28 protein-coding genes are annotated in these 26,725 nt (G+C 69.8%); 25 read left to right on the top strand and 3 right to left on the bottom strand.

All coding sequences use genetic code 11. The features are described from left to right. Nucleotides 1-241: 241 nt before the first annotated feature. Both ffh and ftsH read left to right on the top strand, forming a co-directional pair. Complete coding sequence (ffh, locus tag ACWDZ7_RS29030) at nt 242-1,795, top strand: signal recognition particle protein (RefSeq protein WP_451801013.1); 1,554 nt, start codon at nt 242-244, stop codon at nt 1,793-1,795. Nucleotides 1,796-1,955: 160 nt separating this feature from the next. Beyond that, nucleotides 1,956-3,893, top strand: coding sequence for an ATP-dependent zinc metalloprotease FtsH (gene ftsH / locus ACWDZ7_RS29035; protein WP_451801014.1), 1,938 nt, complete (start codon nt 1,956-1,958; stop codon nt 3,891-3,893). Between the two features lie 34 nt (nt 3,894-3,927). Here ftsH and ACWDZ7_RS29040 read toward each other — a convergent pair whose 3' ends face one another. Continuing rightward, nucleotides 3,928-4,788, bottom strand: a complete 861-nt coding sequence (locus ACWDZ7_RS29040) for an SAM-dependent methyltransferase (RefSeq protein ID WP_451801016.1) — start codon at nt 4,786-4,788, stop codon at nt 3,928-3,930. A gap of 217 nt (nt 4,789-5,005) precedes the next feature. Between ACWDZ7_RS29040 and proS the strand changes: the two genes are divergently transcribed. The 18 genes from proS to ACWDZ7_RS29130 all read left to right on the top strand — a co-directional run bounded on the left by proS (nt 5,006) and on the right by ACWDZ7_RS29130 (nt 19,663). Then, entirely contained in the window at nt 5,006-6,421 is a 1,416-nt protein-coding gene (gene proS, locus ACWDZ7_RS29045) for a proline--tRNA ligase (protein WP_451801018.1), read from the top strand. A 223-nt stretch (nt 6,422-6,644) separates the two neighbouring features. Continuing rightward, nucleotides 6,645-7,277 (top strand): hypothetical protein, encoded by a 633-nt coding sequence (locus ACWDZ7_RS29050; RefSeq protein ID WP_451801019.1) that lies wholly within the window; start codon nt 6,645-6,647, stop codon nt 7,275-7,277. Between the two features lie 191 nt (nt 7,278-7,468). Then, nucleotides 7,469-7,906: a 30S ribosomal protein S16 gene (gene rpsP / locus ACWDZ7_RS29055; RefSeq protein WP_451801020.1), complete on the top strand. Its 438-nt coding sequence runs from the start codon at nt 7,469-7,471 to the stop codon at nt 7,904-7,906. 2 nt (nt 7,907-7,908) lie between these two features. Beyond that, on the top strand, nt 7,909-8,148 hold the full coding sequence (locus ACWDZ7_RS29060; protein WP_014176063.1) for an RNA-binding protein: 240 nt from the start codon (nt 7,909-7,911) through the stop codon (nt 8,146-8,148). Nucleotides 8,149-8,242: 94 nt separating this feature from the next. Next, entirely contained in the window at nt 8,243-8,806 is a 564-nt protein-coding gene (gene rimM / locus ACWDZ7_RS29065) for a ribosome maturation factor RimM (RefSeq protein WP_451801021.1), read from the top strand. Next, nucleotides 8,806-9,627 carry a tRNA (guanosine(37)-N1)-methyltransferase TrmD gene (trmD, locus tag ACWDZ7_RS29070; protein ID WP_451801023.1) on the top strand — a complete coding sequence of 274 codons (822 nt, stop codon included), beginning with the start codon at nt 8,806-8,808 and terminating at the stop codon, nt 9,625-9,627. Before rimM ends, trmD begins: the two co-directional genes overlap by 1 nt. Before the next feature lie 131 nt (nt 9,628-9,758). Continuing rightward, the gene (rplS, locus tag ACWDZ7_RS29075) at nt 9,759-10,109 is read left to right on the top strand and encodes a 50S ribosomal protein L19 (protein WP_451515794.1); all 351 of its coding nucleotides are present in this window, start codon (nt 9,759-9,761) and stop codon (nt 10,107-10,109) included. A 45-nt stretch (nt 10,110-10,154) separates the two neighbouring features. After that, nucleotides 10,155-10,874, top strand: a complete 720-nt coding sequence (lepB, locus tag ACWDZ7_RS29080) for a signal peptidase I (protein ID WP_451801025.1) — start codon at nt 10,155-10,157, stop codon at nt 10,872-10,874. After that, a complete protein-coding gene (gene lepB, locus ACWDZ7_RS29085; protein WP_451801027.1) occupies nt 10,867-11,955 on the top strand; it encodes a signal peptidase I in 1,089 nt (362 codons plus the stop codon). Before lepB (ACWDZ7_RS29080) ends, lepB (ACWDZ7_RS29085) begins: the two co-directional genes overlap by 8 nt. Further along, a complete protein-coding gene (gene lepB / locus ACWDZ7_RS29090) occupies nt 11,840-12,817 on the top strand; it encodes a signal peptidase I (RefSeq protein WP_451801029.1) in 978 nt (325 codons plus the stop codon). The genes lepB (ACWDZ7_RS29085) and lepB (ACWDZ7_RS29090) overlap by 116 nt, the downstream gene beginning before the upstream one ends. A gap of 80 nt (nt 12,818-12,897) precedes the next feature. Then, nucleotides 12,898-13,653: a signal peptidase I gene (gene lepB / locus ACWDZ7_RS29095; protein ID WP_451801030.1), complete on the top strand. Its 756-nt coding sequence runs from the start codon at nt 12,898-12,900 to the stop codon at nt 13,651-13,653. Then, nucleotides 13,643-14,134, top strand: a complete 492-nt coding sequence (locus ACWDZ7_RS29100) for an NUDIX hydrolase (protein WP_451801032.1) — start codon at nt 13,643-13,645, stop codon at nt 14,132-14,134. Before lepB (ACWDZ7_RS29095) ends, ACWDZ7_RS29100 begins: the two co-directional genes overlap by 11 nt. Nucleotides 14,135-14,189: 55 nt before the next feature. Continuing rightward, a complete protein-coding gene (locus ACWDZ7_RS29105) occupies nt 14,190-14,498 on the top strand; it encodes a DUF2469 domain-containing protein (RefSeq protein ID WP_003965949.1) in 309 nt (102 codons plus the stop codon). 130 nt (nt 14,499-14,628) lie between these two features. After that, entirely contained in the window at nt 14,629-15,006 is a 378-nt protein-coding gene (locus ACWDZ7_RS29110; protein ID WP_451515800.1) for a YraN family protein, read from the top strand. Next, nucleotides 15,006-16,625 (top strand): YifB family Mg chelatase-like AAA ATPase, encoded by a 1,620-nt coding sequence (locus ACWDZ7_RS29115; protein ID WP_451801033.1) that lies wholly within the window; start codon nt 15,006-15,008, stop codon nt 16,623-16,625. The genes ACWDZ7_RS29110 and ACWDZ7_RS29115 overlap by 1 nt, the downstream gene beginning before the upstream one ends. Before the next feature lie 53 nt (nt 16,626-16,678). Continuing rightward, entirely contained in the window at nt 16,679-17,782 is a 1,104-nt protein-coding gene (gene dprA, locus ACWDZ7_RS29120; protein WP_451801123.1) for a DNA-processing protein DprA, read from the top strand. Nucleotides 17,783-18,144: 362 nt separating this feature from the next. Then, a complete protein-coding gene (gene whiG, locus ACWDZ7_RS29125) occupies nt 18,145-18,987 on the top strand; it encodes an RNA polymerase sigma factor WhiG (RefSeq protein ID WP_362339986.1) in 843 nt (280 codons plus the stop codon). A gap of 118 nt (nt 18,988-19,105) precedes the next feature. Beyond that, a complete protein-coding gene (locus ACWDZ7_RS29130) occupies nt 19,106-19,663 on the top strand; it encodes a TetR/AcrR family transcriptional regulator (protein ID WP_451801124.1) in 558 nt (185 codons plus the stop codon). Nucleotides 19,664-19,671: 8 nt separating this feature from the next. Here the strand turns inward: ACWDZ7_RS29130 and ACWDZ7_RS29135 are convergent, their stop codons facing one another. Continuing rightward, the gene (locus ACWDZ7_RS29135) at nt 19,672-20,253 is read right to left on the bottom strand and encodes a murein hydrolase activator EnvC family protein (RefSeq protein WP_451801035.1); all 582 of its coding nucleotides are present in this window, start codon (nt 20,251-20,253) and stop codon (nt 19,672-19,674) included. A 338-nt stretch (nt 20,254-20,591) separates the two neighbouring features. On the opposite strand from ACWDZ7_RS29135, the gene rpsB reads away from it, so the two are divergent. The 5 genes from rpsB to ACWDZ7_RS29160 all read left to right on the top strand — a co-directional run bounded on the left by rpsB (nt 20,592) and on the right by ACWDZ7_RS29160 (nt 25,282). Further along, a complete protein-coding gene (rpsB, locus tag ACWDZ7_RS29140; RefSeq protein WP_451801036.1) occupies nt 20,592-21,524 on the top strand; it encodes a 30S ribosomal protein S2 in 933 nt (310 codons plus the stop codon). A 101-nt stretch (nt 21,525-21,625) separates the two neighbouring features. Beyond that, nucleotides 21,626-22,462, top strand: coding sequence for a translation elongation factor Ts (gene tsf / locus ACWDZ7_RS29145; protein WP_451801037.1), 837 nt, complete (start codon nt 21,626-21,628; stop codon nt 22,460-22,462). Nucleotides 22,463-22,662: 200 nt separating this feature from the next. Further along, complete coding sequence (gene pyrH, locus ACWDZ7_RS29150; RefSeq protein WP_451515808.1) at nt 22,663-23,424, top strand: UMP kinase; 762 nt, start codon at nt 22,663-22,665, stop codon at nt 23,422-23,424. 155 nt (nt 23,425-23,579) lie between these two features. Next, complete coding sequence (gene frr, locus ACWDZ7_RS29155; protein ID WP_451801038.1) at nt 23,580-24,137, top strand: ribosome recycling factor; 558 nt, start codon at nt 23,580-23,582, stop codon at nt 24,135-24,137. A gap of 32 nt (nt 24,138-24,169) precedes the next feature. Continuing rightward, nucleotides 24,170-25,282: a phosphatidate cytidylyltransferase gene (locus ACWDZ7_RS29160; RefSeq protein ID WP_451801039.1), complete on the top strand. Its 1,113-nt coding sequence runs from the start codon at nt 24,170-24,172 to the stop codon at nt 25,280-25,282. 170 nt (nt 25,283-25,452) lie between these two features. On the opposite strand, the gene ACWDZ7_RS29165 is transcribed toward ACWDZ7_RS29160, so the two are convergent. Then, on the bottom strand, nt 25,453-26,718 hold the full coding sequence (locus tag ACWDZ7_RS29165) for a tyrosine-type recombinase/integrase (RefSeq protein WP_451801040.1): 1,266 nt from the start codon (nt 26,716-26,718) through the stop codon (nt 25,453-25,455). Nucleotides 26,719-26,725: the final 7 nt, after the last annotated feature.

Here is a 26,725-nt window from a genome sequence, read left to right on the forward strand (position 1 = left end):
CTACCCACCCGCCCGTGTTCCTACGCCACCCCGCAACGCGGGGTAAACGGGTGGGTGGGAGACATCCGCCGCGGAGCGGCGGGACTGTTTGTGACGGGAGGGCAGTCGCGGGGGACAGGGCTACCGGCGGGGCCGAGGTCGCCGGGGGAAGAGCCGCCCAGAGCCCCAGGCACCGCCACACGCCAGATACTCTGGAAGGCGACCTGTCAGCCCGCCCCCAACTCTAGGATTCGCGACCGCCGTGTTCGATACTCTCTCCGACCGCCTCGCAGCGACATTCAAGAACCTCCGGGGCAAGGGCCGCCTGTCCGAGGCGGACATCGACGCCACGGCGCGCGAGATCCGCATCGCCCTGCTCGAGGCGGACGTCGCCCTGCCCGTCGTACGCGCCTTCATCAAGCAGATCAAGGAGCGCGCGGCCGGCGCGGAGGTCTCCCAGGCCCTCAACCCCGCCCAGCAGGTCATCAAGATCGTCAATGAGGAGCTCATTGGCATTCTGGGTGGCGAGACCCGGCGCCTGCGGTTCGCGAAGACCGCGCCGACCGTCATCATGCTCGCGGGTCTGCAGGGTGCCGGTAAGACGACCCTCGCCGGAAAGCTCGGCCTCTGGCTGAAGGGGCAGGGCCACGCGCCGCTCCTCGTCGCCTGCGACCTCCAGCGCCCCAACGCCGTCAACCAGCTGAGCGTCGTCGCCGAGCGCGCCGGCGTGGGTGTGTACGCCCCGCAGCCGGGCAACGGCGTGGGCGACCCGGTGCAGGTCGCCAAGGACTCCATCGAGTTCGCGCGGACCAAGCAGTACGACGTGGTCGTCGTCGACACCGCCGGCCGCCTCGGCATCGACGAGGAGCTGATGCAGCAGGCCGCGGACATCCGCGACGCGGTCAGCCCCGACGAGGTCCTGTTCGTCGTCGACGCCATGATCGGTCAGGACGCCGTCAACACGGCGGAGGCCTTCCGTGACGGCGTCGGCTTCGACGGCGTGGTGCTCTCGAAGCTGGACGGCGACGCCCGCGGCGGTGCCGCGCTGTCGATCGCGCAGGTCACCGGGCGTCAGATCATGTTCGCCTCGAACGGCGAGAAGCTGGACGAGTTCGACGCGTTCCACCCGGACCGCATGGCGTCCCGCATCCTCGGCATGGGCGACATGCTCACGCTCATCGAGAAGGCCGAGCAGACCTTCTCCCAGCAAGAGGCCGAGAAGATGGCCTCCAAGCTGGCGAGCAGCAAGGGCAAGGACTTCACACTCGATGACTTCCTGGCCCAGATGGAGCAGGTCAGGAAGATGGGCAGCATCAGCAAGCTGCTCGGGATGATGCCCGGCATGGGGCAGATCAAGGACCAGATCAACAACATCGACGAGCGGGACGTCGACCGCACCGCCGCCATCATCAAGTCGATGACGCCCGCCGAGCGGGAGGACGCGACGATCATCAACGGCTCGCGTCGGGCCCGCATCGCCAAGGGCTCCGGCGTCGAGGTCAGCGCCGTGAAGAACCTCGTCGAGCGGTTCTTCGAGGCGCGGAAGATGATGTCGCGCATGGCCCAGGGCGGCGGCATGCCGGGTATGCCCGGGATGCCGGGCATGGGTGGCGGCGCCGGCAAGCAGAAGAAGAAGCAGAAGCAGGCCAAGGGCAAGCGGCGCTCCGGCAACCCGATGAAGCGCAAGCAGGAGGAGCTGGAGGCGGCCACGCGCCGCGAGCAGGCCGGTCAGCCGGGGGACGCCTTCGGCCTTCCCGGTGGCCAGGCCGCGCAGAACTTCGAGCTGCCGGACGAGTTCAAGAAGTTCATGGGCTGAGCCGGTTCGCCGGTTCGGCCGGTCCGGTCCGCCGCGCGAGTTTATTTCGTACTACATCTGGGGCGCCCCTCCGAGGAGGGGCGCCCCAGGCGTTTCCAGGGGCATGGGGTGGGGGCGCGGAGCGGGTGCCTCCGTCTGTTTTCTGACGTAACGTCCCGATATGAGCAACCCTGTGCCACCGCGCCAGGCGCCCGATCGGCCGTGGCGCTCCGAGGGCGCGCCCTCGCCCGACCCCACGCCGCCGCCGAAGAAGAAGATGCCGGGCGGCTGGGGCGGGCTGATCCTGACGGCCCTGATCGTCTACCTCATCGCCAACCTCGTGCTGTCCTTCTTCAACGAGGGCGACGAGCCGACCATCTCGTACACCGAGTTCAGCAAGCAGGTCGACTCCGGCAACGTCTCGAAGATCTACTCCAAGGGCGACGCGATCCAGGGGCAGCTCAAGAAGGAGCAGGAGAAACCCGGTGACGGCAAGGGGAACTACACCAAGTTCACCACCCAGCGGCCCGCCTTCGCCGACGACAAGCTCTGGGACGACCTGACCGAGCACAAGGTCACCGTCACCGCCGAGCCCGTCGTGCAGGAGCGCAGCTTCCTCTCCAACCTGCTCATCTCGCTCGCCCCGATGCTGCTCCTCGTGGTGCTCTGGATCTTCATCGCCCGGCGCATGAGCGCGGGCATGGGCGGTGGTGGCGGCATGCTGGGGCGCAAGACGCCGCCCAAGCCGGTCGAGCTGGAGCCCGGCGCGAAGCGGACCACGTTCGAGGACGTGGCGGGCATCGACGAGGTCGAGGGCGAGCTGAACGACGTCGTCGACTTCCTCAAGAATCCCGACGCCTATCGCACGATGGGCGCCAAGATGCCGCGCGGCGTGCTGCTCTCGGGGCCGCCCGGCACCGGCAAGACCCTGCTGGCGCGCGCCGTCGCGGGCGAGGCGGGCGTGCCCTTCTTCTCGGCCTCCGCCTCGGAGTTCATCGAGATGATCGTGGGCGTGGGCGCCTCACGCGTACGGGAACTCTTCGCCGAGGCCCGCAAGGTCGCGCCGTCGATCATCTTCATCGACGAGATCGACACGATCGGGCGCGCGCGGGGCGGCGGCAGCGGCATGGGCGGTCACGACGAGCGCGAGCAGACCCTGAACCAGATCCTCACCGAGATGGATGGTTTCTCGGGGGCGGAAGGCGTCATCGTGCTCGCCGCCACCAACCGCGCCGACGTCCTCGACCCCGCCCTCACCCGGCCCGGCCGCTTCGACCGCGTCGTCAACGTCTCGCCCCCCGACCGCGGCGGCCGCGAGGCCATCCTCAGGATTCACACACGCGCCATCCCGTTGGCCGACGACGTCGACCTCGCCCAGGTCGCCCGTACGACACCGGGCATGACCGGCGCCGAACTCGCCAACCTCGCCAACGAAGCCGCCCTCCTCGCCGTCAAACGCAAGCGGAAGGTGGTCACGCACTCCGACCTCTCCGAAGCCATGGAGAAGGTCCAGCTCGGCGCCGAGCGGCCGCTGGTCATGCCGGAGGAGGAGCGTCGGCGTACGGCGTACCACGAGAGCGGTCACGCCCTGCTCGGCATGCTGCAGCCCGGCGCCGACCCGGTCCGCAAGATCACGATCGTGCCGCGCGGCCGCGCCCTCGGCGTCACGCTGTCCACCCCGGACTCCGACAAGTACGCCTACACGGAGGAGTACCTACGCGGCCGCATCATCGGCGCCCTAGGAGGCATGGCCGCCGAACACGTCGTCTACGGAGTCATCACCACCGGCGCCGAGAACGACTTGGAGCAGGTCACCAACATCGCCCGCGGCATGGTCGGCCGCTGGGGCATGAGCGAACTCGTGGGGCGCCTGTCCGCCCTGCCGGGCGACGCCCAGCAGGCGTACGGACTGTCGGCCGCCCCTCGGACGCTCGACACGATCGACGGCGAGATGCGGCGGATCGTCGACGAGTGCTACGAGAACGCCTGCCGCCAGCTGCGCGAGCACCGGGACCAACTGGACGCGCTGGCCGCGGCGCTGCTTGAGAGCGAGACCCTGGAGGAGGCCGAGGCGTACCGGGTCGCCGGCGTCACACGGAAGGCGTACCAGAACCACTGAGGCGTACCCGAACGGCTCATGCGTACCAGAACCGCTAAGGCGTACGCGCGATCAAGTACCGGAAGACGTTCGGCATCCACACCGTCCCGTCACGGCGCCGATACGGATGCAGCGCCTCCGTCAGCTCCTTGTCGACCTGCGCCTTGTCCGTCGCGCCCACCGCCGCGTCGAACAGGCCCGTCGAGAGCAGCCCCCGGACCGCGCTCTCCACGTCCGCGTATCCGAAGGGGCACGCGACCCGCCCCGAGCCGTCCGGCTTGAGGCCCGCCCGCTGGGCGACCTCCTCCAGGTCGTCCCGCAGCGCCGGGCGCCAACTGCCCGCGGCCCGCAAGGGGTCGGTGAGCTTGGTCGCCACCCTCATGACCGTGGACGTGGCGCAACGCTCCGGAGGACCCCATCCGGCGAGCACCACAGGGGCGCCCCGGCCGGTGAGCGGAGCCGCCGCCTCCAGAAGGCTGGAGAGCCCTTCGGAGTCGCCCCCCATGCAGCCGATCGGCTGGAACGCGGTGACGAGGTTGTACGCGGGCACGTCCGGGCCCGCCGCGTCCGCGGGGCCGCCTTCGACGAGCCGGGCCCCGGCACGCGCGCGCGCCTCCGACGTGGCGTCCGACAGCAGCCTCTCGCGCGCGAGGGCCAGCCGTTCGGGCGCCGACGCGTCGACACCGGTGACCGCTGCGCCACGGGATGTCGCCATCAGCAGGGCGAGTCCCGATCCGCAGCCGAGGCCGAGCAGCCGGGTGCCGTTGCCCACGTCGAGCCGTTCGTACACCGCTTCATAGAGCGGGACCAGCATCCGTTCCTGGATCTCCGCCCAGTCACGCGCGCGTGCACACAGGTCCACACGGGGCGCCGTGCCCGCGCGAGGGAGGTGCGACTGCACGAGTGTTGGTGTCATCGAAAGCGCCCCAATCCGCCGAGAGTTAAAGCCGTGCCGGAATTCAACGGTTCGTCCGCCCCCGTGTAGTGCGCTCGCACTCCCCCCGTATGCCAGAGAACTCCGCATCCGTCGTGGCGTCCAGAGGTTGTGGGCCAATGCTTGCGTGCCACCGTTGTGCGCCCCCCGGGGGAAATCGATTTACGCTCCCCGCAGGCTCGCCCCTACCATGCGCGCCATGGCCAAGACCCCCGTGCTCACGCCCCAGGCGGACGACTTTCCGCGCTGGTACCAGGACTTGATCAACAAGGCCGAGCTGGCCGACAACGGCCCAGTGCGCGGCACCATGGTGATCCGGCCGTACGGGTACGGCCTGTGGGAGCGGATGCAGCGGGACATGGACGCCCGCATCAAGGAGACGGGCACCCAGAACGCGTACTTCCCGCTCCTCATCCCGCAGTCGTACCTCACCAGGGAGGCCGAGCACGTCGAGGGCTTCGCGCCGGAACTCGCCGTCGTGACGCACGGCGGCGGCAAGGAACTGGAGGAGCCGGTCGTCGTGCGCCCCACCTCCGAGACGATCGTCAACGAGTACTTCTCCAAGTGGGTGCAGAGCTACCGCGACCTGCCCCTGCTGATCAACCAGTGGGCGAACGTCGTCCGTTGGGAGATGCGCCCCCGCCTGTTCCTGCGCACGTCGGAGTTCCTCTGGCAGGAGGGCCACACCGCCCACGCGACGTACGAGGAGGCCCGCGACTTCGCCGCCCGCATCCACCGTCACGTCTACGGAGACTTCATGCGTGACGTCCTCGCCATGGATTTCGTGCTCGGCCGCAAGACCGCCAAGGAACGCTTCGCGGGCGCCGTCAACACCCTCACCCTCGAAGGCATGATGGGCGACGGCAAGGCCCTCCAGCTCGGTACCAGCCACGAGCTGGGGCAGAACTTCGCCAAGGCCTTCCACACCCGGTACCTGTCCAAGGAGGGCGAGCAGGAGCTGGTCTGGCAGACCTCCTGGGGGAGCACGACACGGTTGATCGGCGCCCTGGTGATGATGCACGGCGACGACAACGGCATGCGCGTGCCGCCCCGCCTCGCGCCCGTGCAGGCCGTCGTCCTCGCCGTCAAGGGCGACGACGCGGTGCTCGCCAAGGTCCGCGAGATCGGCGCCGCCCTGCGGGCCGCGGGCGTACGCGTCCAGGTCGACGACCGTACGGACATCCCCTTCGGGAGGCGCGCCGTCGACTGGGAGCTCAAGGGCGTGCCCGTACGCGTCGAGGTCGGCCCGCGCGACCTGGAGAACGGCACCGCGATGCTCGCCCGCCGTATCCCGGGAGGCAAGCGGCCCGTCGCGATCGACGCCCTTGCCGAGCTGCTGCCCACCGTCCTGGAGGAGGACCAGGCACTGCTGCTCACCCAGGCCCGTGCGCGCCGCGCGTCCCGGACCTCGGACGTGACCACCGTCGAGGAAGCCGTGGAAGCCACCTCCGACGGCGGCTGGGCGCGGATCCCGTGGGCCTCGCTCGGCGAAGAAGGCGAGGCCGGGCTGGCCGAGCACTCCGTGACCGTACGGTGTCTGGTCGCCGAGGACGGGGCGGTGCCGGACGCGGAGGACACCCCGGGTAACGTCGCTGTCGTGGCCCGCTCCTACTGAGGAGCGCGGCCCCGGTGCGAAGCGCCCGTTTTCGGCTCGTACGCCTGTAGAGGCAACACAAGCCCCGGCGTGAGGGCTTTCCCTACGCGCCGGGGCGTACGCGCCACTACGTACCGGCTTGATGCGAGCTGTGAGGCTTCTCCGCAGATCAGCGCACCCGCCCTCGTCCGGACGCATCAATGGCAACTGACGGGTACGTGCAAATTATTTGGGATGCCCCGGAATGGAACCCCCGGGGCGCCCGGCTCGTTGTCACGACGTGAGCACGACACCACCTGTTCTCGCCGCAGAGCTGGCACAGGCGTGGGCCGACATTCAGCGGCACCACCCCGAGCTGCCCGATCTTGCCGCGCCCGAATCCCTGATCGGAGAGTCGTCGTCCGCGTGTGGCGCCGAGCTCTCCTTCGAGCGACTGCTTCACGAGGCAGTCCATGGCATCGCCGCCTCGCGCGGCGTACGCGACACCTCACGCGCCGGCCGGTATCACAACCGCCGGTTCCTCGCGATCGCCGAGGAACTGGGCCTGGACCATCCCGAGGAGCCGCATCCCAGCAGCGGCTTCTCACTGGTCACGCTCAACCCCGACGCCAAGAAGCGCTACCGCCCGACGATCGAGCGACTGCAGCGCGCCCTGAAGGCGCACACCGCGGCGACGACCGCGGACACCGCGCGCAGCTTCAGGGGCCCGGCAGCCCGGCACGGCTCCTCCGGAGGCGGCGTGCGCGTGAAGGCCGTCTGCGACTGCGGGCGCAACGTCCGCGTGGTCCCGTCCGTGCTCGCCCAGGCCCCCATCATGTGCGGCGGCTGCGGCAAGCCCTTCCGGATCCCGGAAGCGATCGGCGCGGGCGTGGGCTGAGCTGGACCGGGGCGCCCGGACCGGGGTGCGGGTGCCCCGGCGACGTATGGCACAATGGCTAGCTGTACTCGACAGTCGCATAGGACCCCTCTCTCCTCCGGCTGACGCGTCCATCGGGCACTCGAGTACCGCAACCCCACGCGGCATCACCGTTGTGCCCACCCACGTCAAGACCAGGAGACACCACTCCCGTGGCAGTCAAGATCAAGCTGAAGCGTCTGGGCAAGATCCGTTCGCCTCACTACCGCATCGTCGTCGCCGACTCCCGTACCCGCCGTGACGGCCGGGCCATCGAGGAGATCGGCCTGTACCACCCGGTGCAGAACCCCTCGCGCATCGAGGTCAACTCGGAGCGTGCCCAGTACTGGCTGTCCGTCGGCGCCCAGCCGACCGAGCCGGTCATGGCCATCCTGAAGCTCACCGGTGACTGGCAGAAGCACAAGGGCCTGCCGGCCCCCGCGCCGCTGCTCGTCGCCGAGCCCAAGGACAAGCGCGCCGCGTTCGAAGCCTTCACCAAGGGCTTCGAGGGCGACGACGCCAAGGGCGAGGCCATCACCCAGAAGGCCAAGAAGTCTGACAAGAAGGCGGACGAGGCCGAGGCCGCGTCCACCGAGTCGACCGAGGCCTGAGCATGCTCGAGGAGGCTCTCGAGCACCTCGTGAAAGGCATCGTCGACAACCCCGACGACGTGCAGGTCGCCTCGCGCAACCTGCGCCGTGGACGCGTCCTCGAGGTCCGGGTCCACCCCGACGACCTCGGCAAGGTGATCGGCCGCAACGGCCGCACCGCGCGCGCTCTGCGGACCGTCGTGGGCGCCATCGGCGGCCGCGGTGTCCGCGTCGACCTCGTCGACGTGGACCAGGTTCGCTGAACCGGGTTCGTAGAACCACAGCAACACCGGCTCGGGCCGGGGAGGGCTTTCGAGCCGTCCCCGGCCCGCAGTCGTATACCGAGGAGAGAACGCAGTGCAGTTGGTAGTCGCCCGTATCGGCCGTGCCCACGGCATCAAGGGTGAGGTCACCGTCGAGGTCCGCACCGACGAGCCCGAGCTGCGGCTCGGCCCCGGCGCCGTGCTCGCCACCGACCCCGCTTCCGTGGGGCCGCTGACCATCGAGACGGGCCGGGTGCACAGCGGCAAGCTGCTGCTGCGCTTCGAGGGCGTGCGCGACCGCACCGGCGCCGAGGCCCTGCGCAACACCCTCCTGATCGCCGAGGTCGACCCGGAGCAGCTCCCGGAGGACCCCGACGAGTACTACGACCATCAGCTGATGGACCTCGATGTGGTCACCAAGGACGGCGTCGAGGTCGGCCGCATCACGGAGATCTCGCACCTGCCCTCGCAGGACCTGTTCATCGTGGAGCGGCCCGACGGCGAAGAGGTCATGATCCCCTTCGTCGAGGAGATCGTCACCGAGATCGACCTGGAGGAGCAGCGGGCGATCATCGACCCGCCTCCGGGACTCATCGACGACCGCGCGGAGATCGCCTCCGCCCGGGACGCCGAGGAGACCTCGGGGGACGAGGCGTAATGCGGCTCGACGTCGTCACGATCTTCCCCGAGTACCTGGAACCCCTGAACGTCTCCCTCGTCGGCAAGGCACGCGCGCGTGGGCAGCTCGACGTGCAGGTGCACGACCTCAGGGAGTGGACGTACGACCGCCACAACACGGTCGACGACACGCCCTACGGCGGCGGCCCCGGCATGGTCATGAAGACCGACCCCTGGGGCGCGGCCCTCGACGACGTGCTCGCCGAGGGGTACGAGTCCGGGGCCCACGGGCCCGTCCTGGTCGTCCCCACGCCCAGCGGCCGCCCCTTCACCCAGGAGCTCGCCGTCGAGCTCTCGGAGCGCCCCTGGCTGGTCTTCACGCCCGCGCGCTACGAGGGCATCGACCGCCGTGTCATGGACGAGTACGCGACCCGCATGCCCGTCTACGAGGTGTCCATCGGCGACTACGTCCTCGCGGGCGGGGAAGCGGCCGTCCTGGTCGTCACCGAGGCGGTGGCCCGGCTCCTGCCCGGCGTCCTGGGCAACGCCGAATCCCACCGGGACGACTCCTTCGCGCCCGGCGCCATGGCCAACCTCCTCGAAGGCCCCGTCTACACCAAGCCCCCCGAGTGGCGCGGTCACGGCATCCCGGACGTCCTGCTCAGCGGCCACCACGGCAAGATCGCGCGCTGGCGGCGGGACGAGGCGCTGCGCCGCACCACCCGCAACAGGCCCGATCTCATCGAGCGTTGCGATCCCAAGGTCTTCGACAAGAAGGACCGCGAGATGCTCTCGATCCTGGGGTGGCGGCCGGGGCCCGACGGCCGATTTGGGCCTGACCCCGAAGCCGTGGAAGAATAGGCTGCTGCTGTACGTCCAGCGTGCGCCCCTGCCACAGGGGGAATGACGCCCGCCCGACGCGATCAGCTACCGAATCCTCATCTCCACGTACCGCTGATGACCTGTGGCATCAGTGAAGAAAGCAGACGATCATGGCTAACCTGCTCGACGCCGTCGACAGCGCGTCGCTGCGCAGCGACATCCCGGCCTTCCGCCCGGGTGACACCGTCAACGTCCACGTCCGCGTCATCGAGGGCAACCGCTCCCGTGTGCAGCAGTTCAAGGGCGTAGTCATCCGTCGCCAGGGTGCCGGCGTGCGCGAGAGCTTCACGGTCCGCAAGGTCTCCTTCTCCGTCGGCGTGGAGCGCACCTTCCCGGTGCACACCCCGATCGTCGAGAAGATCGAGCTCGTCACCCGCGGTGACGTGCGTCGCGCGAAGCTGTACTACCTCCGTGACCTGCGCGGCAAGGCCGCGAAGATCAAGGAGAAGCGCGAGCGCTGAGCTCCCGCGCGGGTCCACGGCGGCGCCGGATAGCATCTGGCTCCGATGGACACCGAAGCACGGCACACGGAGCGCGACCGCTCCTCCCCACCCTCCGATTCCGGAGACGTCCCGCACGTCGCCGAAGCATCCGAGGAGACGGAGGAACGGTCGCGCTCCGTTTTCATGTCGCTCGTCTCCCGGCTGCCGGGCGGCGGGTACACACTGACGTTCCTGCTGTGCGTGGGGGCCCTCCTCCTGGTCAGCGCCTTCGTGGTGCAGCCCTTCCAGATCCCGAGCCGTTCCATGGAGCCCGCGTTCCGCGTCGGGGACCGGGTACTCGTCAACAAGTTGGCGTACCGTTTCGGTTCCGAGCCGCAGCGGGGTGACGCGGTCGTCTTTGACGGCAGCGGTTACTTCGGGGATGCCGACTACATCAAGCGGGTCGTGGGCACCGGCGGAGACCGGGTGGTCTGCTGCCGGCGGGGGAGGATCAAGGTGAACGGCGAGCCCGTCGACGAGCCGTACCTCTACCCAGGGGACACCCCCTCACAGGTGCCCTTCGACGTCGTCGTCCCCGAAGGCAGCCTCTTCCTGCTCGGTGACCACCGCAGTGACTCACGTGACTCCCGCGACCATCTGGGACAGCCCGGCGGCGGCATGATCCCCGTCGACGAAGTCATCGGCCGGGCCGACTGGATCGCCTGGCCGATCGGCCACTGGACCTCCCTCAAGCGTCCCGACGGCTACGCGCGCGTGCCCGAACCGGGCGGCGCGCATGGGTAACCGCGGGCGGACACGCGCCGCCTCGGGCCACGGGGCCGACCCCCGGCTGCCCACGGGGTCCCGGCCCACCAGCGGCCCCGTACTGCCGGGCCGGGCGGAGCGGCGCAAGCTCGCGAAGAAGGTCAAGCGGCGCAGGCGGCGCTCGGCGATCAAGGAGATACCCCTCCTCATCGGTGTGGCGCTGCTGATAGCCCTCGTCCTGAAGACCTTCCTGGTGCAGGCCTTCGTGATCCCCACGGGCTCCATGGAGCAGACGATCCGCATCGGGGACCGGGTCCTGGTCGACAAGCTCACCCCCTGGTTCGGAGCGAAGCCGGAGCGCGGCGACGTCGTCGTCTTCAAGGACCCCGGCAACTGGCTCGAAGAGGAACAGGGCAGGAAGAAGGACGACCCGGTGGTCGTCAAGCAGGTCAAGGAAGGCCTGACCCAGATCGGTCTGCTGCCGTCCGACAGCGAGCGGGACCTGATCAAGCGCGTGATCGGCGTCGGCGGCGACACCGTCAAGTGCTGCGACAAGAACGACAAGGTCACCGTCAACGGCGTACCGCTCGACGAGCCCTACATCCACCCCGGAGACAAGCCGTCGGCGTTCGAGTTCAAGGTGAAGGTCCCCAAGGGGCGCCTCTTCATGATGGGCGACCACCGGAGCGACTCGGCCGACTCCCGCTTCCACCGTACGGAGAAGTTCGGCGGAACGGTCTCCGAGGACCAGGTCGTCGGGCGTGCCCTCGTCATCGCCTGGCCCTTCGGCCACTGGCGCGAATTGGAGGAGCCGGACACATACGCGTCCGTACCCGACGCGCGTGCGGCATCGGACACCGCCACAGGAGCGTCGCATAGGGTGGCACACGGCGATCGATACGGATTGATCCGACTCCCGACCCCTGCGGAACTCCCGCTCGTTATGGGAGTGGTGGGCCTGCATCGCATCTGGGGCAGGCGGCGGCACGGACTGAGGAGTGGATGTGGGGGATTTGGCGGTCGGCGCACGATCCGGACACGAGGGGCCCGAGGAGCGGCCGGGACGATCCGACGAGCCGGGCGTCGAGGCCGCCGCGGGCGGTACGAACCCCGGGAGTGACGCCGCGGACGGCGACCGGGCGGAGAGCGAGCAGGCGAAGAGCGAGCAGGACACCAAGCAGCCGAAGAAGCCGCGCTCCTTCTGGAAGGAGCTGCCGCTCCTCATCGGTATCGCTCTGGTTCTGGCGCTGGTGATCAAGTCCTTCCTGGTCCAGGCGTTCTCGATCCCCTCGGACTCGATGCAGAACACACTGCAGCAGGGTGACCGCGTCCTCGTCGACAAGCTGACGCCGTGGTTCGGCTCCGAACCCGAGCGCGGCGAAGTCGTTGTCTTCAGGGACCCCGGCCACTGGCTGGACGGCGAGCCCACGCCCGACCCCAACGCCGTGCAGCGGGTCCTCGGCTGGATCGGCCTGATGCCGTCCGCCGACGAGAAGGACCTGATCAAGCGCGTCATCGCGGTCGGCGGCGACACCGTGGAGTGCAAGGGCACCGGCCCGGTGAAGGTCAACGGCAAGGCGCTGAACGAGCCGTACGTCTTCGCCGGGAACACCCCGTGCACGGTCGACGACCAGGGCGGCCAGTTCAAGGTCACCGTGCCCAAGGGCAAAATCTGGGTCATGGGTGACCACCGGCAGAACTCGCTGGACTCCCGCTACCACCAGAACCAGCCCGGCGGCGGCGCCGTCCCCGTGGACAACGTCGTGGGCCGCGCCATCGTGATCGCCTGGCCGCCCACCCGCTGGGCCACGCTGCCCAAGCCGGACACGTTCGACCAGCCGGGCATCAACGCGCTGTCGAGCGCCGCTCCGGGCGTCCTCGGCCTCGCGGGCGCCGTGCCGATCGTGCTGTGGCGCCGGCGGCGGCTGACGATCACGGCCGCGCGGGACGCGAGGGTTTCTGGCGGCAGTACCGCCGGGTAGGGTGCCGTCCCAGATCGCCGATCTTCCGCCGTCCGTACGCACGGGCGGCGGAGTCGTCTCCAGGACGGGGGAGCACCGGGATGAGCAGGACACGTCGTACGGACGAGGGCCGGGGCCGGCTCGGCAGCGTGCTGTCGGGTGTGGCCGTGGCCCTCGGCTGTGTGCTCTTCCTCGGCGGCTTCGTCTGGGGCGCGGTCCTGTACCAGCCGTACACGGTGCCCACCGGGTCGATGACGCCGACGATCGGCTCGGGCGACCGGGTACTGGCGCAGCGGATCGACGGTGACGAGGTGCGCCGCGGTGACGTCGTCGTCTTCAAGCAGGAGACCTGGGGCGACCTGCCGATGGTCAAGCGCGTGGTCGGCGTGGGCGGCGACAAGGTCGCCTGCTGCAAGGACGGCAAGCTGACCGTCAACGGCAAGGAAGTCGCAGAACCGTATCTCCCCGAGGGGCAACAAGCCGCGGCCATCGGCATCCCCACCACGACCGTCCCCAAGGGCCGCCTGTTCCTGCTCGGCGACGAGCGCAGCGGCTCCCTGGACTCCAGCGTGCATCTGAGCGACGGGGAGAACGGCTCGGTGCCGCGCGGCGCGGTGCGGGCGAGGGTCGACGCGGTGGCCTGGCCGATGGACAAGTTCGGCATGCTGGAGCGCCCCGAGGGCTTCGCGGACATGCCGGGCGGCCTCTCCACGCCCGGCCCGCTGCGCATGGTGGTGACCGCGGTCGTGGTGGGCATGGGGCTCGTCCTGGGCGGCGCCGCGTACGGCCCGGTGGCCAGGCGCCTGGGCCGCGGACGCGGCAACAGTCGTACGAGGGAGGCCGTCGGTGCCGCCTGAGCGGCTGCGCAGGGTCGCCCGGGTGGTGCTGCTCGACCCGAGCGACCGCATTCTGCTGCTGCACGGACATGAGCCAGGCGACCTCGCGGACGACTGGTGGTTCACGCCGGGCGGCGGTCTGGAGGGCGACGAGACGCGGGAACAGGCCGCCCTGCGCGAGCTGCGCGAGGAGACCGGCATCACGGAGGTCGAGCTCGGCCCGGTGCTGTGGCGCCGGGTCTGCTCCTTTCCCTTCGCCGGGCGCCGTTGGGACCAGGACGAGTGGTACTACCTGGCGCGTACGTCGCAGACGGCGACCGTCGCCGAGGGACTGACGGAGCTGGAGCGCCGCAGTGTCGCCGGAGCACGTTGGTGGACGTGCCGAGAACTGACCGAGGCTCATGAGACGGTGTACCCGACCAGGCTCGCCGAGCTGTTCCGCAGACTGCTCGACGAGGGGCCCCCGGTCCGGCCCGAGATCCTCGACACGGAAATCGTGTAGGGGTTCGCGGGGCTGACGCACAATAGGGGGACGCACGGCTGAAGGGGAACATGCCATGAGCGCCGAGGACCTCGAGAAGTACGAGACCGAGATGGAGCTGAAGCTCTACCGGGAGTACCGCGATGTCGTCGGTCTGTTCAAATACGTGATCGAGACCGAGCGGCGCTTCTACCTCACCAATGACTACGAGATGCAGGTGCACTCCGTCCAGGGCGAGGTTTTCTTTGAGGTGTCCATGGCGGATGCCTGGGTGTGGGACATGTACCGGCCCGCTCGGTTCGTGAAGCAGGTGCGCGTGCTCACGTTCAAGGACGTGAACATCGAGGAGCTGAACAAGAGCGACCTGGAGCTGCCCGGAGGCTGAGGCCGGGAGTTCGGGCGCGGGCGGCTTCACTCGCCGGGGTGGCGGGGTTTTCCACAACCGGCGAGTAATGCACCAAGATCCAATAGGTGTGGCCGGGTCCGTGACTGTGGGTGCCGGAGGTGGTGCCGACATGAACGCACGGGGAGCACTCGGCAAGTACGGCGAAGACCTGGCCGCGCGGCGGCTGGTCGAGTCGGGGATGACGGTCCTGGAGCGCAATTGGCGCGCGGGCAGGACCGGTGAGATCGACATCGTGGCCATGGACGGCGAGGCCCTCGTCGTCTGCGAGGTCAAGACGCGCAGGGCGGGCCTGGTCGGCACCGCGCTGTTCGAGCATCCGATGGCGGCCGTGGGCCGGGCCAAGGCGGAGCGGCTGCGGCGCCTGGCGCAGCGCTGGATCGAGCAGCGCGGAGGCCCGCCGCCGGGAGGCGTCCGCATCGACCTGGTCGGTGTCCTGCTCCCGCGGCGCGGCGCTCCCGTCGTCGAGCATGCGCGGGGGGTGGCCTGATGGGGTTCGCGCGTACGTGTTCCGTGGCCCTGGTCGGCGTCGAAGGCGTCGTCGTGGAGGTGCAGGCCGATCTGGAGCCGGGCGTGGCGGCGTTCACGCTGGTGGGGCTGCCGGACAAGAGTCTGACGGAGAGCCGTGACCGGGTCAGGGCCGCTGTGGTCAACTCGGGTGGGGAGTGGCCCCAGAAGAAGCTCACGGTGGGGCTGAGCCCGGCATCGGTCCCCAAGGGCGGCAGCGGTTTCGATCTCGCTGTCGCGTGCGCGGTGCTCGGGGCGGCCGAGCGGATCGATCCACGGGTGCTCGCCGACATCGTGATGATCGGTGAGCTGGGGCTCGACGGGCGGGTGCGACCGGTCCGGGGAGTGCTGCCGGCGGTCCTGGCCGCGGCGGACGCGGGGTACGAACAGGTGGTCGTCCCGGAGTGCACGGCCGCGGAGGCCTCGCTGGTGCCGGGGGTCTCGGTCCTCGGGGTGCGCAGTCTGCGGCAGCTCATCGCGGTGCTCACCGACGAGCCGGTGCCGCAGGAGGAGCCGGACGAGCCAGGGCGGCCCGATCCGCTGCTGGCCGGGCTCTGCGTGCCGGGCACCGGAGTGGGCACGGGCCTCGGCGCCGCGATGGACGACGCCCACGCGCTGGACCTGGCCGACGTCGTCGGGCAGGCGTCGGCGAGGACCGCCGTGGAGGTGGCCGCCGCAGGCGCGCACCACATCTTCCTGCAAGGGCCGCCGGGCGCGGGCAAGACGATGCTCGCGGAGCGGCTGCCGGCGATCCTGCCCCGGCTGACCCGCGAGGAGTCCCTGGAGGTGACGGCGGTTCACTCGGTGGCGGGCATGCTCCCTCCGGGCAGGCCGCTGGTGGACATCGCGCCGTACTGCGCGCCGCACCACTCCGCGACGATGCAGTCGCTCGTGGGCGGCGGCAAAGGGCTCGCGCGGCCCGGAGCGGTCTCGCTGGCTCACCGCGGGGTGCTTTTCCTGGACGAGGCGCCGGAGTTCAGCAGCCAGACCCTCGACTCCTTGCGCCAGCCGCTCGAGTCGGGCCATGTGGTGATCGCCCGCAGCGCGGGAGTGGTGCGGCTGCCCGCCAAGTTCCTGATGGTGCTTGCGGCCAACCCCTGTCCTTGCGGGCGGCATACGCTGCTCGGCGACGGCTGCGAGTGCCCGGCCTCCGTCGTCCGCCGCTACCAGGCCCGCCTGTCGGGACCGCTGCTCGACCGGGTCGACCTCAAGGTCGAGGTGGAGGCCGTCACCCGCTCCGAACTGGCCGGGTACGGCGCGCCCGGAGAGTCCACGCGGACCGTCGCCGACCGCGTGCGCATCGCGCGCGAGAGAGCGGCGGCCAGACTCTCCGGCACCGGCTGGCGGACCAACAGCGAAGTGCCCGGCCACGCGCTTCGTACACGATGGCCGGCTGCCCTGGGCGCACTGGACGCGGCCGAGATGGACCTGGAGCGCGGCTTTCTGACCGCCCGCGGACTCGACCGCGTCCTGCGGGTGGCATGGACCGTCGCGGACCTGGCCGGGCACGACCGGCCCTGCGCGCAAGACGTCGCGCTGGCGCTCCAGTTGCGCACGGGGATCTCACGCGGCGTGCCGATGGTGATCGGGGCGCCGAGGTGACCGTCGGGCCCCCGGCGGAGGAGGAACGCAAGGCGAGGGTCGCCCTGACGCGGGTGTTGGAGCCCGGGGACGAGGTCGGGGGCCGGTGGCTGCGGGAGGCCGGGGCCGTGGAGGTGCTGCGCAGGCTCGGTGGTGAGGAGAAGCGGCTCCCGGGAGTGACCGCGCGGCGGTGGGAAGGACTGAGGGCGCGGGCCGCGAGGGTGCGGCCGGAGCACGACCTGGAGACGGCGCGGGACACCGGGGCGCGGTTCGTGTGCCCGGGGGACGTGGAGTGGCCCTCGCCGCTGGACGACCTCGGAGACGCGCGGCCGATCGGGCTCTGGGTGCGGGGGCGGCCGTCCCTACGGATATGGGCACTGCGATCGGTGGCCGTCGTCGGAGCCCGGGCCTGCACGGAGTACGGCGCGCACATGGCGGCCTGTCTCGGCGCCGGGCTGGCGGAACGCGGCTGGGTCGTGGTCTCCGGAGGGGCGTACGGCGTGGACGGCGCCGCGCACCGTGGAGCGCTCGGCGCGGGCGGTGCCACCGTGGCCGTGCTGGCCTGCGGGGTTGACCGGCCCTATCCCCGCGGACACGCCGGGTTGATCGGGCGGATCGCGGAACAGGGACTGGTGGTCGGGGAGTTGCCTCCGGGGGACCATCCGACGCCGAGCCGGTTCATCCTGCGGAACAGGGTGATCGCCGCGCTGACCCGAGGGACGGTGGTGGTGGAGGCCGCGTACCGCAGCGGGGCGCTCGCCACCGCTCGGTCCGCCCAGGAGCTGGGACGCTTCACCATGGGGGTCCCGGGGCCCGCGACCAGCGGGCTCTCCGCGGGGGTGCATGAACTGCTGCGGGGTGAGGGAGTCCTGGTGACCGACGCCGCGGAAGTCGTCGAGCTGGTCGGCGGCATGGGTGAGCTGGCCCCGGAGCGGCGCGGGCCCGTCATGCCGCGCGATCTGCTCGCCCCGGAGGCGGCCCGCGTCCTGGCCGCGCTGCCCGCGCGAGGACGGGCGACGGCCCGGGACATCGCGGTCGGCGCGGGGACGACCGGGGACGACGCGGTAGGGCGCCTGTACGAACTTCAGTCGTTGGGGTTCGTCGAACGACACGGCGACGGCTGGCAGTTGACACGCCAGGCGTTTCCGCCGGTCTTCGCCACTGGAGGTGAATCGTGACCTAGCGCGTTCCGCCGGACGGATGACCCTGGACGACCCTGGGAAAACGCGCAGTTGATGCGGCGACGCCGTTACATACCGCCACGGGGCCGACGCCGCGGGCCACCCAGCGGAACGTATCTGCGCACGCACGATCCCATAGTCTTCGCACACTGCGACACTCCAGTCACGCTACGCTCACAAGGGTTCCGACGCGGACAGGCAACAGATGGACAACCTCATTCAATCCTCGCAAGCTTCCCGACCTCACTGACCTCGCTGAGCGCAGCGACCTCACCGACCCCTCCGGCCCCTCCGGCCCCACAGACCCCACCGACTCACGCGACCTCACCACTTCACGGCAGAACGGCTCAAGGCGACGAATGCCCCAGCACACCTCCGGGTCCGACCGGGCGGCGGTTCCTCCCGCTGCCCGTAGCGGCGAGCGGGAGCGGCCTCCCGCCCCCTCGTCGCTGGACGAGTTGTGGCGCTCGTACAAGGAGACGGGGGACGGGCGGCTGCGGGAGCAGCTGATCCTCCACTACTCGCCGCTGGTGAAGTACGTCGCGGGCCGGGTGAGCGTGGGGCTGCCGCCCAATGTGGAGCAGGCCGACTTCGTCTCGTCCGGGGTGTTCGGGCTGATCGACGCGATCGAGAAGTTCGACATCGAGCGGTCGATCAAGTTCGAGACCTATGCGATCACACGCATTCGCGGGGCGATGATCGACGAACTGCGGGCGCTCGACTGGATCCCGCGGTCCGTACGACAGAAGGCGCGCAACGTCGAGCGGGCCTACGCCACCCTGGAGGCGCAGCTCCGGCGCACTCCGTCGGAGGGCGAGGTCGCCGCGGAGATGGGGATCGCGCTGGAGGAACTGCACGCGGTTTTCAGCCAGTTGTCGCTGGCGAACGTGGTGGCGCTCGAAGAGCTGCTGCACGTCGGCGGTGACGGCGGCGACCGGCTGAGCCTGATGGACACGCTCGAGGACCACGCGGCCGACAACCCCGTGGAGGTCGCCGAGGACCGGGAGCTGCGCAGGCTGCTGGCGCGGGCGATCAACACGCTTCCCGAGCGCGAGAAGACCGTCGTGACGCTCTACTACTACGAAGGGCTCACGCTCGCCGAGATCGGCAATGTGCTCGGGGTGACCGAGAGCCGGGTGAGTCAGATCCACACCAAGTCGGTGCTGCAGCTGCGGGCGAAGCTGGCGAGTTTTGGCCGCTGACGTGGCGCGTCGGGTGAGCTGAATCGTCCCTGCCCGAGGCATGTGCGCACGGCGACGACTCCCGCGCGGGGCCTGCCGTCCGTAAGGTGGGGCTGTGCCAAGGATTCGAGCGGCCTCTGTGGCCGAGCACCGGTCGATGCAGCGCGGGGCCCTGCTGGACGCCGCGCGGTCCCTGTTGTCCGAAGGCGGTACGGAGGCGTTGACCTTCCCCGCCCTCGCCGAGCGCACCGGGCTCGCCCGGTCGTCCGTGTATGAGTACTTCCGGTCGCGGGCGGCCGTCGTGGAAGAGCTGTGCGAGGTCGACTTCCCCGTCTGGGCGGCCGAGGTGTCGGCGGCCATGGAGGGCGCGGAATCGGCCGAGGACAAGGTCGAGGCGTATGTGCGGCGGCAGCTGGCCCTGGTGGGGGACCGGCGGCACCGGGCCGTGGTCGCCATCTCCGCCAGTGAGCTGGACGCCGGGGCCAGGGAGAAGATCCGTGCCGCGCACGGCGGGCTCATCGCGATGATCGTCGAGGCGTTGGAAGAGCTGGGGCACGAGCAGCCCCGGATGGCGGCGATGTTGCTCCAGGGCATCGTGGACGCGGCCGTGCGGCGGATCGAGTTGGGCGCCGCGGAGGACCCCGGTGCCATCACCGAGGCGGCGGTTTCCATGGCCCTGCGCGGAGTCAGGGGCTGAGGCCGCGCTCATCGGCCCGGTGGCTGTCCGTGCGGCGGGAGCAGACGGGACGGGCCCCGGCGCTGTAGCCAGGGCGGGAGCAGGGTCAGCGGGTTCAGGTACGCCTCGTCCCTGAGCAGGCCCCAGTGCAGGCAGCTTTCGGGGCAGTGGCCCGTCGGGGCCTCCAGGGCGCCGACCTCCTCGCCCGCGGCGACTTCGGCGCCCTTCTTCAGCGTGGGCCGCACCGGTTCGTACGTCGTGCGCAGCGGGGGATCACCGGTGCCGTCCAGCTCCACCGAGACCACACCTCTGCCCGCCACCCGGCCGGCGAAGGAGACCCGGCCGGGTGCCACCGCCCGGACCGGAGTGCCCGGCGGCGCGGCGAGGTCCACGCCCCGGTGGCCCGTGCCGTACGCGGTCGAGGGTGGATCCCAGGCGCGTACGACCGGAGGGTGTGTGCCCACCGGCCACGCCGTCGCCGCGGGGAGGGGCGGGACGAGGGGCGGGACCGGAGACGGGACCGGGGACGGGGCCGAGGTCCGGATCGAGGGCGGGCTCAGGGTGGTGGCCAGCAGTGCGGCCAGCGTCGTCAGCAGCAGTTCCAGGCGCATGTGAGAACCGTCCCGCGCCCCGGCGCTCCGTGGGGATCATGGTCCGGATCTGTGGAGTACCGGCCGGTTGTGGACAGTGCCGTCACCCGCTCGGGGCACCCCCCGAACGGCTCCGTCGCCAGGTCACGGGCGGCGGCGTCACCCGGCGCCCCGCGGGTCCCGTACACTTCTTGTGGCGATCCGGGTCACCGGGTCGACTTCGCACGCCCCGACACCAGGTCATGAAAAATCCGGTGTCAGCGCCCCTCGGTCCCTCGCGGGCAAGGCGCACAGCGGGCGTCAGGCGCGAGTGCCGTCCGGCACACGCGGCACAACCGAGAATCTCAAGGAGAACGGCCATGGCCGTCGTCACGATGCGGGAGCTGCTGGAAAGCGGCGTCCACTTCGGTCACCAGACCCGTCGTTGGAACCCGAAGATGAAGCGCTTCATCTTCACGGAGCGCAACGGCATCTACATCATCGACCTGCTCCAGTCGCTGTCGTACATCGACCGCGCCTACGAGTTCGTCAAGGAGACCGTCGCCCACGGCGGCACGGTCATGTTCGTCGGCACGAAGAAGCAGGCGCAGGAGGCCATCGCCGAGCAGGCCACCCGCGTCGGCATGCCCTACGTCAACCAGCGCTGGCTGGGCGGCATGCTCACCAACTTCTCGACCGTCTACAAGCGTCTGCAGCGCCTCAAGGAGCTCGAGCAGATCGACTTCGAGGACGTCGCCGCCTCCGGGCTCACCAAGAAGGAGCTTCTCGTGCTGTCGCGCGAGAAGGCCAAGCTGGAGAAGACCCTCGGTGGTATCCGCGAGATGTCCAAGGTGCCCAGCGCCGTCTGGATCGTGGACACCAAGAAGGAGCACATCGCGGTCGGTGAGGCCCGGAAGCTCAACATCCCGGTCGTCGCCATCCTCGACACCAACTGCGACCCCGACGAGGTCGACTACAAGATCCCCGGCAACGACGACGCGATCCGCTCCGTCACGCTGCTCACCCGCGTGATCGCCGACGCCGTCGCCGAGGGCCTCATCGCCCGCTCCGGCGCGGCCACCGGTGACTCGAAGCCGGGCGAGAAGGCCGCCGGCGAGCCGCTCGCCGAGTGGGAGCGCGACCTGCTCGAGGGCGAGAAGAAGGCCGACGACGCCGCCGAGGCCCCCAAGGCCGAGGAGGCGCCGGCTGAGGCCGCCGCCGAGGTTCCGGCCGCTGAGGCTCCGGTCGCCGAGGCCCCGGCCGCCGAGGCCGAGTCCGCCGAGGCCCCGGCCGCGGACGTCGAGCAGGCCTGACCTCACAGGTTCGGTAGTTGACGGCGGGGGCCCGATCGGCCCCCGCCGTTCACCCGTAGACCTCCGTAGATCTTTCAGACTTCGAGAGAGAATTTTCGATCATGGCGAACTACACCGCCGCTGACGTCAAGAAGCTCCGTGAGCTCACGGGCGCCGGCATGATGGACTGCAAGAAGGCGCTCGACGAGGCCGAGGGCAGCGTCGACAAGGCCGTCGAGGCGCTCCGCATCAAGGGCCAGAAGGGCGTCGCCAAGCGCGAGGGCCGCTCCGCCGAGAACGGCGCCGTGGTCTCCCTCATCGCCGACGACAACACCTCCGGTGTCATCGTCGAGCTGAAGTGCGAGACGGACTTCGTCGCCAAGGGTGAGAAGTTCCAGGCCGTGGCGAACAACCTCGCCGCCCACGTCGCCAAGACCTCCCCGGCCGACATCGAGACGCTGCTCGCCTCCGAGATCGAGGCCGGCAAGACCGTCCAGGCGTACGTCGACGAGGCCAACGCCAACCTCGGCGAGAAGATCGTCCTGGACCGCTTCGCGCAGTTCTCGGGCGCCTACGTCACCGCGTACATGCACCGCACGATGCCCGACCTGCCCCCGCAGATCGGTGTCCTCGTCGAGCTGGACAAGGCCGACGCCGCCGTCGCCAAGGGTGTCGCGCAGCACATCGCCGCCTTCGCGCCGAAGTACCTCTCCCGCGAGGACGTCCCGGCCGAGGTCGTCGAGACCGAGCGTCGCGTCGCCGAGGAGACCACCCGCGCCGAGGGCAAGCCCGAGGCCGCGCTCCCGAAGATCGTCGAGGGTCGCGTCAACGGCTTCTTCAAGGAGGCCACGCTCCTCGGCCAGCCGTACGCGCTGGACAACAAGAAGTCGGTCGAGAAGGTTCTCGCCGAGGCCGGTGTCACCCTGAAGCGCTTCTCGCGCATCAAGGTCGGCATCTGAGTCCGTACCGCGATCGACGGTAGACCCCGCTAGGGTCGACAGCGGTCGCCCGCGTGGGAAGCCCTCTCCAGGGAACTCCGTACGCGATGTACGACCGCAGGATCTGACGAGGAGGCCACTGCCGAGCATGGGATGCGAACGACACCCCACCGGCAGTGGCCTTCTTCGTATGTGTGTCAAGTAAGAGAAGCGAGAACACCATGACCACCAAGGCCGACTCGAAGAGTGACGACGACAAAGGCGCCGGACGCTTCCTGCTGAAGCTCTCCGGTGAGGCGTTCGCCGGCGGGGGCGGCCTCGGGGTCGACCCCGACGTGGTGCACGCCATCGCCCGGGAGATCGCGGCCGTGGTCCGCGACGGCGCCCAGATCGCCATCGTCATCGGCGGCGGAAACTTCTTCCGCGGCGCCGAGCTCCAGCAGCGCGGCATGGACCGGGCACGCTCGGACTACATGGGCATGCTCGGCACGGTCATGAACTGCCTCGCGCTGCAGGACTTCCTGGAGAAGGAAGGCATCGACTGCCGCGTCCAGACCGCCATCACCATGGGGCAGGTCGCGGAGCCGTACATCCCGCTGCGCGCCGTGCGCCACCTGGAGAAGGGCCGTGTGGTCATCTTCGGCGCCGGTATGGGCATGCCGTACTTCTCCACCGACACCACCGCCGCCCAGCGCGCCCTGGAGATCGACGCCGAGGCGCTGCTCATGGGCAAGAACGGCGTGGACGGTGTCTATGACTCCGACCCGAAGACCAACCCCGACGCGGTGAAGTTCGACGCCCTCGGCTACGGCGAGGTCATCACCCGCGACCTCAAGGTCGCCGACATGACCGCGATCACGCTGTGCCGGGACAACAAGCTGCCCATCCTCGTCTTCGAGCTGCTCTCCGAAGGCAATATCGCCCGGGCCGTCAAGGGTGAGAAGATCGGCACTCTCGTGGGCGACCAGGGAAGCCGGGACTGACCCCAGGGACCTGGCCCAGTCTCAAGGGACGGACGCGAGACGTCACTTGAGGGGATGGACAAAGCCCTGCCGGTCGGACACCGTGCAGGAAAGACACGCGACGCAGCCGGCCGCCCCGTGCCGGCCGGGCCTACTCAGACACGCAGGAGCAAGTGGTGATCGAAGAGACCCTCCTCGAGGCCGAGGAGAAGATGGAGAAGGCCGTCGTGGTCGCCAAGGAGGACTTCGCCGCGATCCGCACCGGCCGTGCGCACCCGGCGATGTTCAACAAGATCGTGGCTGACTACTACGGCGCGCTGACGCCGATCAACCAGCTGGCCTCGTTCTCGGTGCCGGAGCCGCGGATGGCCGTGGTGACCCCGTTCGACAAGACCGCGCTGCGCAACATCGAGCAGGCGATCCGCGACTCGGACCTCGGCGTCAACCCGAGCAACGACGGAAACATCATCCGGGTGACGTTCCCCGAGCTGACGCAGGACCGTCGCAAGGAGTACATCAAGGTCGCCAAGACCAAGGCCGAGGACTCCAAGATCTCGATCCGCTCCATCCGCCGCAAGGCCAAGGAAGCCATCGACAAGGCCGTCAAGGACGGCGACATCGGTGAGGACGAGGGCCGCCGCGCGGAGAAGGAGCTCGACGACACCACCGCGAAGTACGTCGCTCAGGTGGACGAGCTGCTCAAGCACAAGGAAGCCGAGCTGCTCGAAGTCTGAGGCTCGAGTCCGAGGAATCAGGAATCCGATCCGTGAACGACTCTTCCTGGGGGGCGCCGCCCAGAACCGGGTACTGGGGGCCGTCCGACCAGGGACCTGGTCGGGGGGCGCCCCCGGCAGGTCCCGCGTACGATGCGCAGGACGCGCTGCTTCCGTCCGGGACGCAGCCCATGCCCGTCGGGCCCGACGTACCCGTGAGCGGCTCAGCTCAGGACGAGGACCGGGGGGTCACCCGGACGGGCGGCCCCCCGGTCCGTGACGAGCCTCCGCAGGAGCCCATGCCCAGCGCACCACAGCCAGCCCCGGCAGCGCCGCAGCCTCCGCCCAAGAAGAGCGCGGGCCGCGATCTCGGGGCGGCCATAGGAGTCGGTGTGGGACTCGGCGCGGTGATCGTCGCGTCGCTGTTCATCGTCAAGGCCGTCTTCATCGGTGTCATAGCGGTCGCTGTCGTGGTCGGCCTCTGGGAGCTCACCTCCCGGCTCGACGAGCGCAAGGGCATCAAGCCGCCGCTGGTGCCGCTCGCGGTCGGCGGCGCGGCGATGGTCGTCGCCGGGTATGTCCGCGGTCCCGAGGGCGCGTGGGTGGCGATGGCGCTCACCGCGCTCGCGGTCCTGGTCTGGCGCATGACAGAGCCCCCTGAGGGCTATCTGAAGGACGTCACGGCCGGGGTCTTCGCGGCCTTCTACGTTCCTTTCCTCGCGACGTTCGTGGCGCTGATGCTCACCGCGGACGACGGACCGCAGCGGGTGCTGACGTTCCTGCTGCTCACCGTGGTCAGCGACACCGGGGCGTACGCGATCGGCTGGCGCTTCGGCAAGCACAAGCTGGCGCCCCGCATCAGCCCCGGCAAGACCCGCGAGGGCCTGCTCGGCGCGGTCACGTTCGCGATGGCCGCGGGCGCGCTGTGCATGGAGTTCCTGATCGACGGCGGGACGTGGTGGCAGGGGCTGCTCATCGGCCTCGCGGTCGCGGCGAGCGCCACGCTCGGTGACCTCGGCGAGTCGATGATCAAGCGGGACCTGGGCATCAAGGACATGGGCACGCTGCTGCCGGGCCACGGCGGAATCATGGACCGATTGGACTCCTTGCTGCCGACGGCGCCGGTGGTGTGGCTGCTGCTCGTGGTGTTCGTGGGCTCCGGCTGACCGTCTGACCTGCGTAGATGTGAGTGAGGGGCTCGTTGTCCACAGGGCGGCGGGCCCCTTGTCGTATGTCTGCGACACTGGATGGACCATGCCTGTACCCGGAGAACTCAGCCGGGAACGACAGGCAAACACCGGCTCACCTGCACGTTCCCCGCTCAGAGCCCATCTGGCTACGCCGCTTGGGCCGCCTCTGGGCCGTCATCGCTCTTGCTCACGCTCTCGTAAAGGCTGTCCACTGCCTTCCGAGTACGGCTCTCGCTGCTTGGCATCAGGTGCGTGTACACCCGCAGAGTGAATCCGGGGTCGGTGTGCCCGAGGTACTTGCTCAGGGCCTTGATGTTCTCTCCCGCGTCCAAGAGCACCGAAGCGTAGAAGTGCCGCAGCGCGTGCATGCCGTGCTCGCGCGCTGACGGGAGTGGCCCGCCGTCCTTTGGCTGGGAGATGAGCCCTGCCGCAGCGAGCGCGGGTTTCCATGGGTTGATGTTGAAATTGCTTCGGTAGACGTGGTTGCCCTGCGGCCCCGAGAAGACAAGCCGCTTGGTCACGGGCGGGCCATCGGGCCTCTTCCAGGGGAGCGTCACGTCCACGAGCGGGTGCTCCTTCATATGCTGGGCGAGTGCGCGGCCAACCGCTTTGGGAAGGGGCACGTCCCGCAGCTTGTCCCCCTTCGGCAGCCCGAAGAATGCCTTTCCTTTGACGACCTTGATTTGCAGTCCGACGTGCAGCCATCCGGTCAGGAACCCCACGGCGTCGACAGGCAGTCCGAAGATCTCACCTTGCCGCAGACCGCATCCGGCTCCGAGGTCCACCATGCTCCGGTAGCGCGCCGGCAGAGCCTCGCGCACCGCGAACGTCTGCTCTGCGGTCCAGGGTGCGACACGTTCGCCGCTTTGCCTCGGGGCCTTCACCGAACTGGCTCGGCAGGGGTTCCGGGGAATCAGCCCATCGTCCACAGCGGCGATGAGGATTGCGGAGACGTTCGCGAAGATGCTGCGGCGGTACGACGACGCGAGGCCAGCATCTTCGAGCTGACGCACCCACGTGCGGATGTGGCTGGGCCGGAAGGACGACAGGGGCCGTGTCCCGAAGTAGGGGAAGGCGTGCAGCCGGATGCGGGTCTCTGCGGTTACCCGTGTCGACACGTCCGTGGACTGGGCAGCGATCCAGCGTTCGGCGTACTGCTTGAAAGTGGTGCGAGCAGCGGCGGGGTCCGTGTAATGGCCGCGCGACATGTCGGCCTCGATGTTGGCCAGCCACTGTTCGGCGAGGCGCTTCTGTCCGTCGCGGAAACTCTTGCTCTTCTCGGTCCCGTCGGGTCCGACATAGCGGGCCCGGTAGCGCATGCCCGTGCCGTGGCGGTCGGTCTTGACGCGGACGGTCTTGCCGTCGGTGTTGGTCTCGGTCTTGAACCAGCGGTCTTGAATGTGGCCTGCCATGCGGGGG

The sequence above is a fragment of the Streptomyces sp. NPDC003032 genome, assembly GCF_053591415.1.

Excerpts from the sequence above, each read along its gene's own strand:
- tsf (WP_451801037.1), top strand. The coding sequence starts at position 21,626 with ATGGCGAACTACACCGCCGCTGACGTCAAGAAGCTCCGTGAGCTCACG.
- proS (WP_451801018.1), top strand. The coding sequence starts at position 5,006 with ATGGCCAAGACCCCCGTGCTCACGCCCCAGGCGGACGACTTTCCGCGC.
- rplS (WP_451515794.1), top strand. The coding sequence starts at position 9,759 with ATGGCTAACCTGCTCGACGCCGTCGACAGCGCGTCGCTGCGCAGCGAC.
- ACWDZ7_RS29165 (WP_451801040.1), bottom strand. The coding sequence starts at position 26,718 with ATGGCAGGCCACATTCAAGACCGCTGGTTCAAGACCGAGACCAACACC.
- ACWDZ7_RS29110 (WP_451515800.1), top strand. The coding sequence starts at position 14,629 with ATGAACGCACGGGGAGCACTCGGCAAGTACGGCGAAGACCTGGCCGCG.
- pyrH (WP_451515808.1), top strand. The coding sequence starts at position 22,663 with ATGACCACCAAGGCCGACTCGAAGAGTGACGACGACAAAGGCGCCGGA.
- ftsH (WP_451801014.1), top strand. The coding sequence starts at position 1,956 with ATGAGCAACCCTGTGCCACCGCGCCAGGCGCCCGATCGGCCGTGGCGC.
- lepB (WP_451801025.1), top strand. The coding sequence starts at position 10,155 with ATGGACACCGAAGCACGGCACACGGAGCGCGACCGCTCCTCCCCACCC.
- ACWDZ7_RS29050 (WP_451801019.1), top strand. The coding sequence starts at position 6,645 with ATGGAACCCCCGGGGCGCCCGGCTCGTTGTCACGACGTGAGCACGACA.
- ACWDZ7_RS29060 (WP_014176063.1), top strand. The coding sequence starts at position 7,909 with ATGCTCGAGGAGGCTCTCGAGCACCTCGTGAAAGGCATCGTCGACAAC.
- lepB (WP_451801027.1), top strand. The coding sequence starts at position 10,867 with ATGGGTAACCGCGGGCGGACACGCGCCGCCTCGGGCCACGGGGCCGAC.
- ACWDZ7_RS29115 (WP_451801033.1), top strand. The coding sequence starts at position 15,006 with ATGGGGTTCGCGCGTACGTGTTCCGTGGCCCTGGTCGGCGTCGAAGGC.
- whiG (WP_362339986.1), top strand. The coding sequence starts at position 18,145 with ATGCCCCAGCACACCTCCGGGTCCGACCGGGCGGCGGTTCCTCCCGCT.
- ACWDZ7_RS29105 (WP_003965949.1), top strand. The coding sequence starts at position 14,190 with ATGAGCGCCGAGGACCTCGAGAAGTACGAGACCGAGATGGAGCTGAAG.
- ACWDZ7_RS29135 (WP_451801035.1), bottom strand. The coding sequence starts at position 20,253 with ATGCGCCTGGAACTGCTGCTGACGACGCTGGCCGCACTGCTGGCCACC.
- rpsB (WP_451801036.1), top strand. The coding sequence starts at position 20,592 with ATGGCCGTCGTCACGATGCGGGAGCTGCTGGAAAGCGGCGTCCACTTC.
- ACWDZ7_RS29040 (WP_451801016.1), bottom strand. The coding sequence starts at position 4,788 with ATGACACCAACACTCGTGCAGTCGCACCTCCCTCGCGCGGGCACGGCG.
- lepB (WP_451801030.1), top strand. The coding sequence starts at position 12,898 with ATGAGCAGGACACGTCGTACGGACGAGGGCCGGGGCCGGCTCGGCAGC.
- trmD (WP_451801023.1), top strand. The coding sequence starts at position 8,806 with ATGCGGCTCGACGTCGTCACGATCTTCCCCGAGTACCTGGAACCCCTG.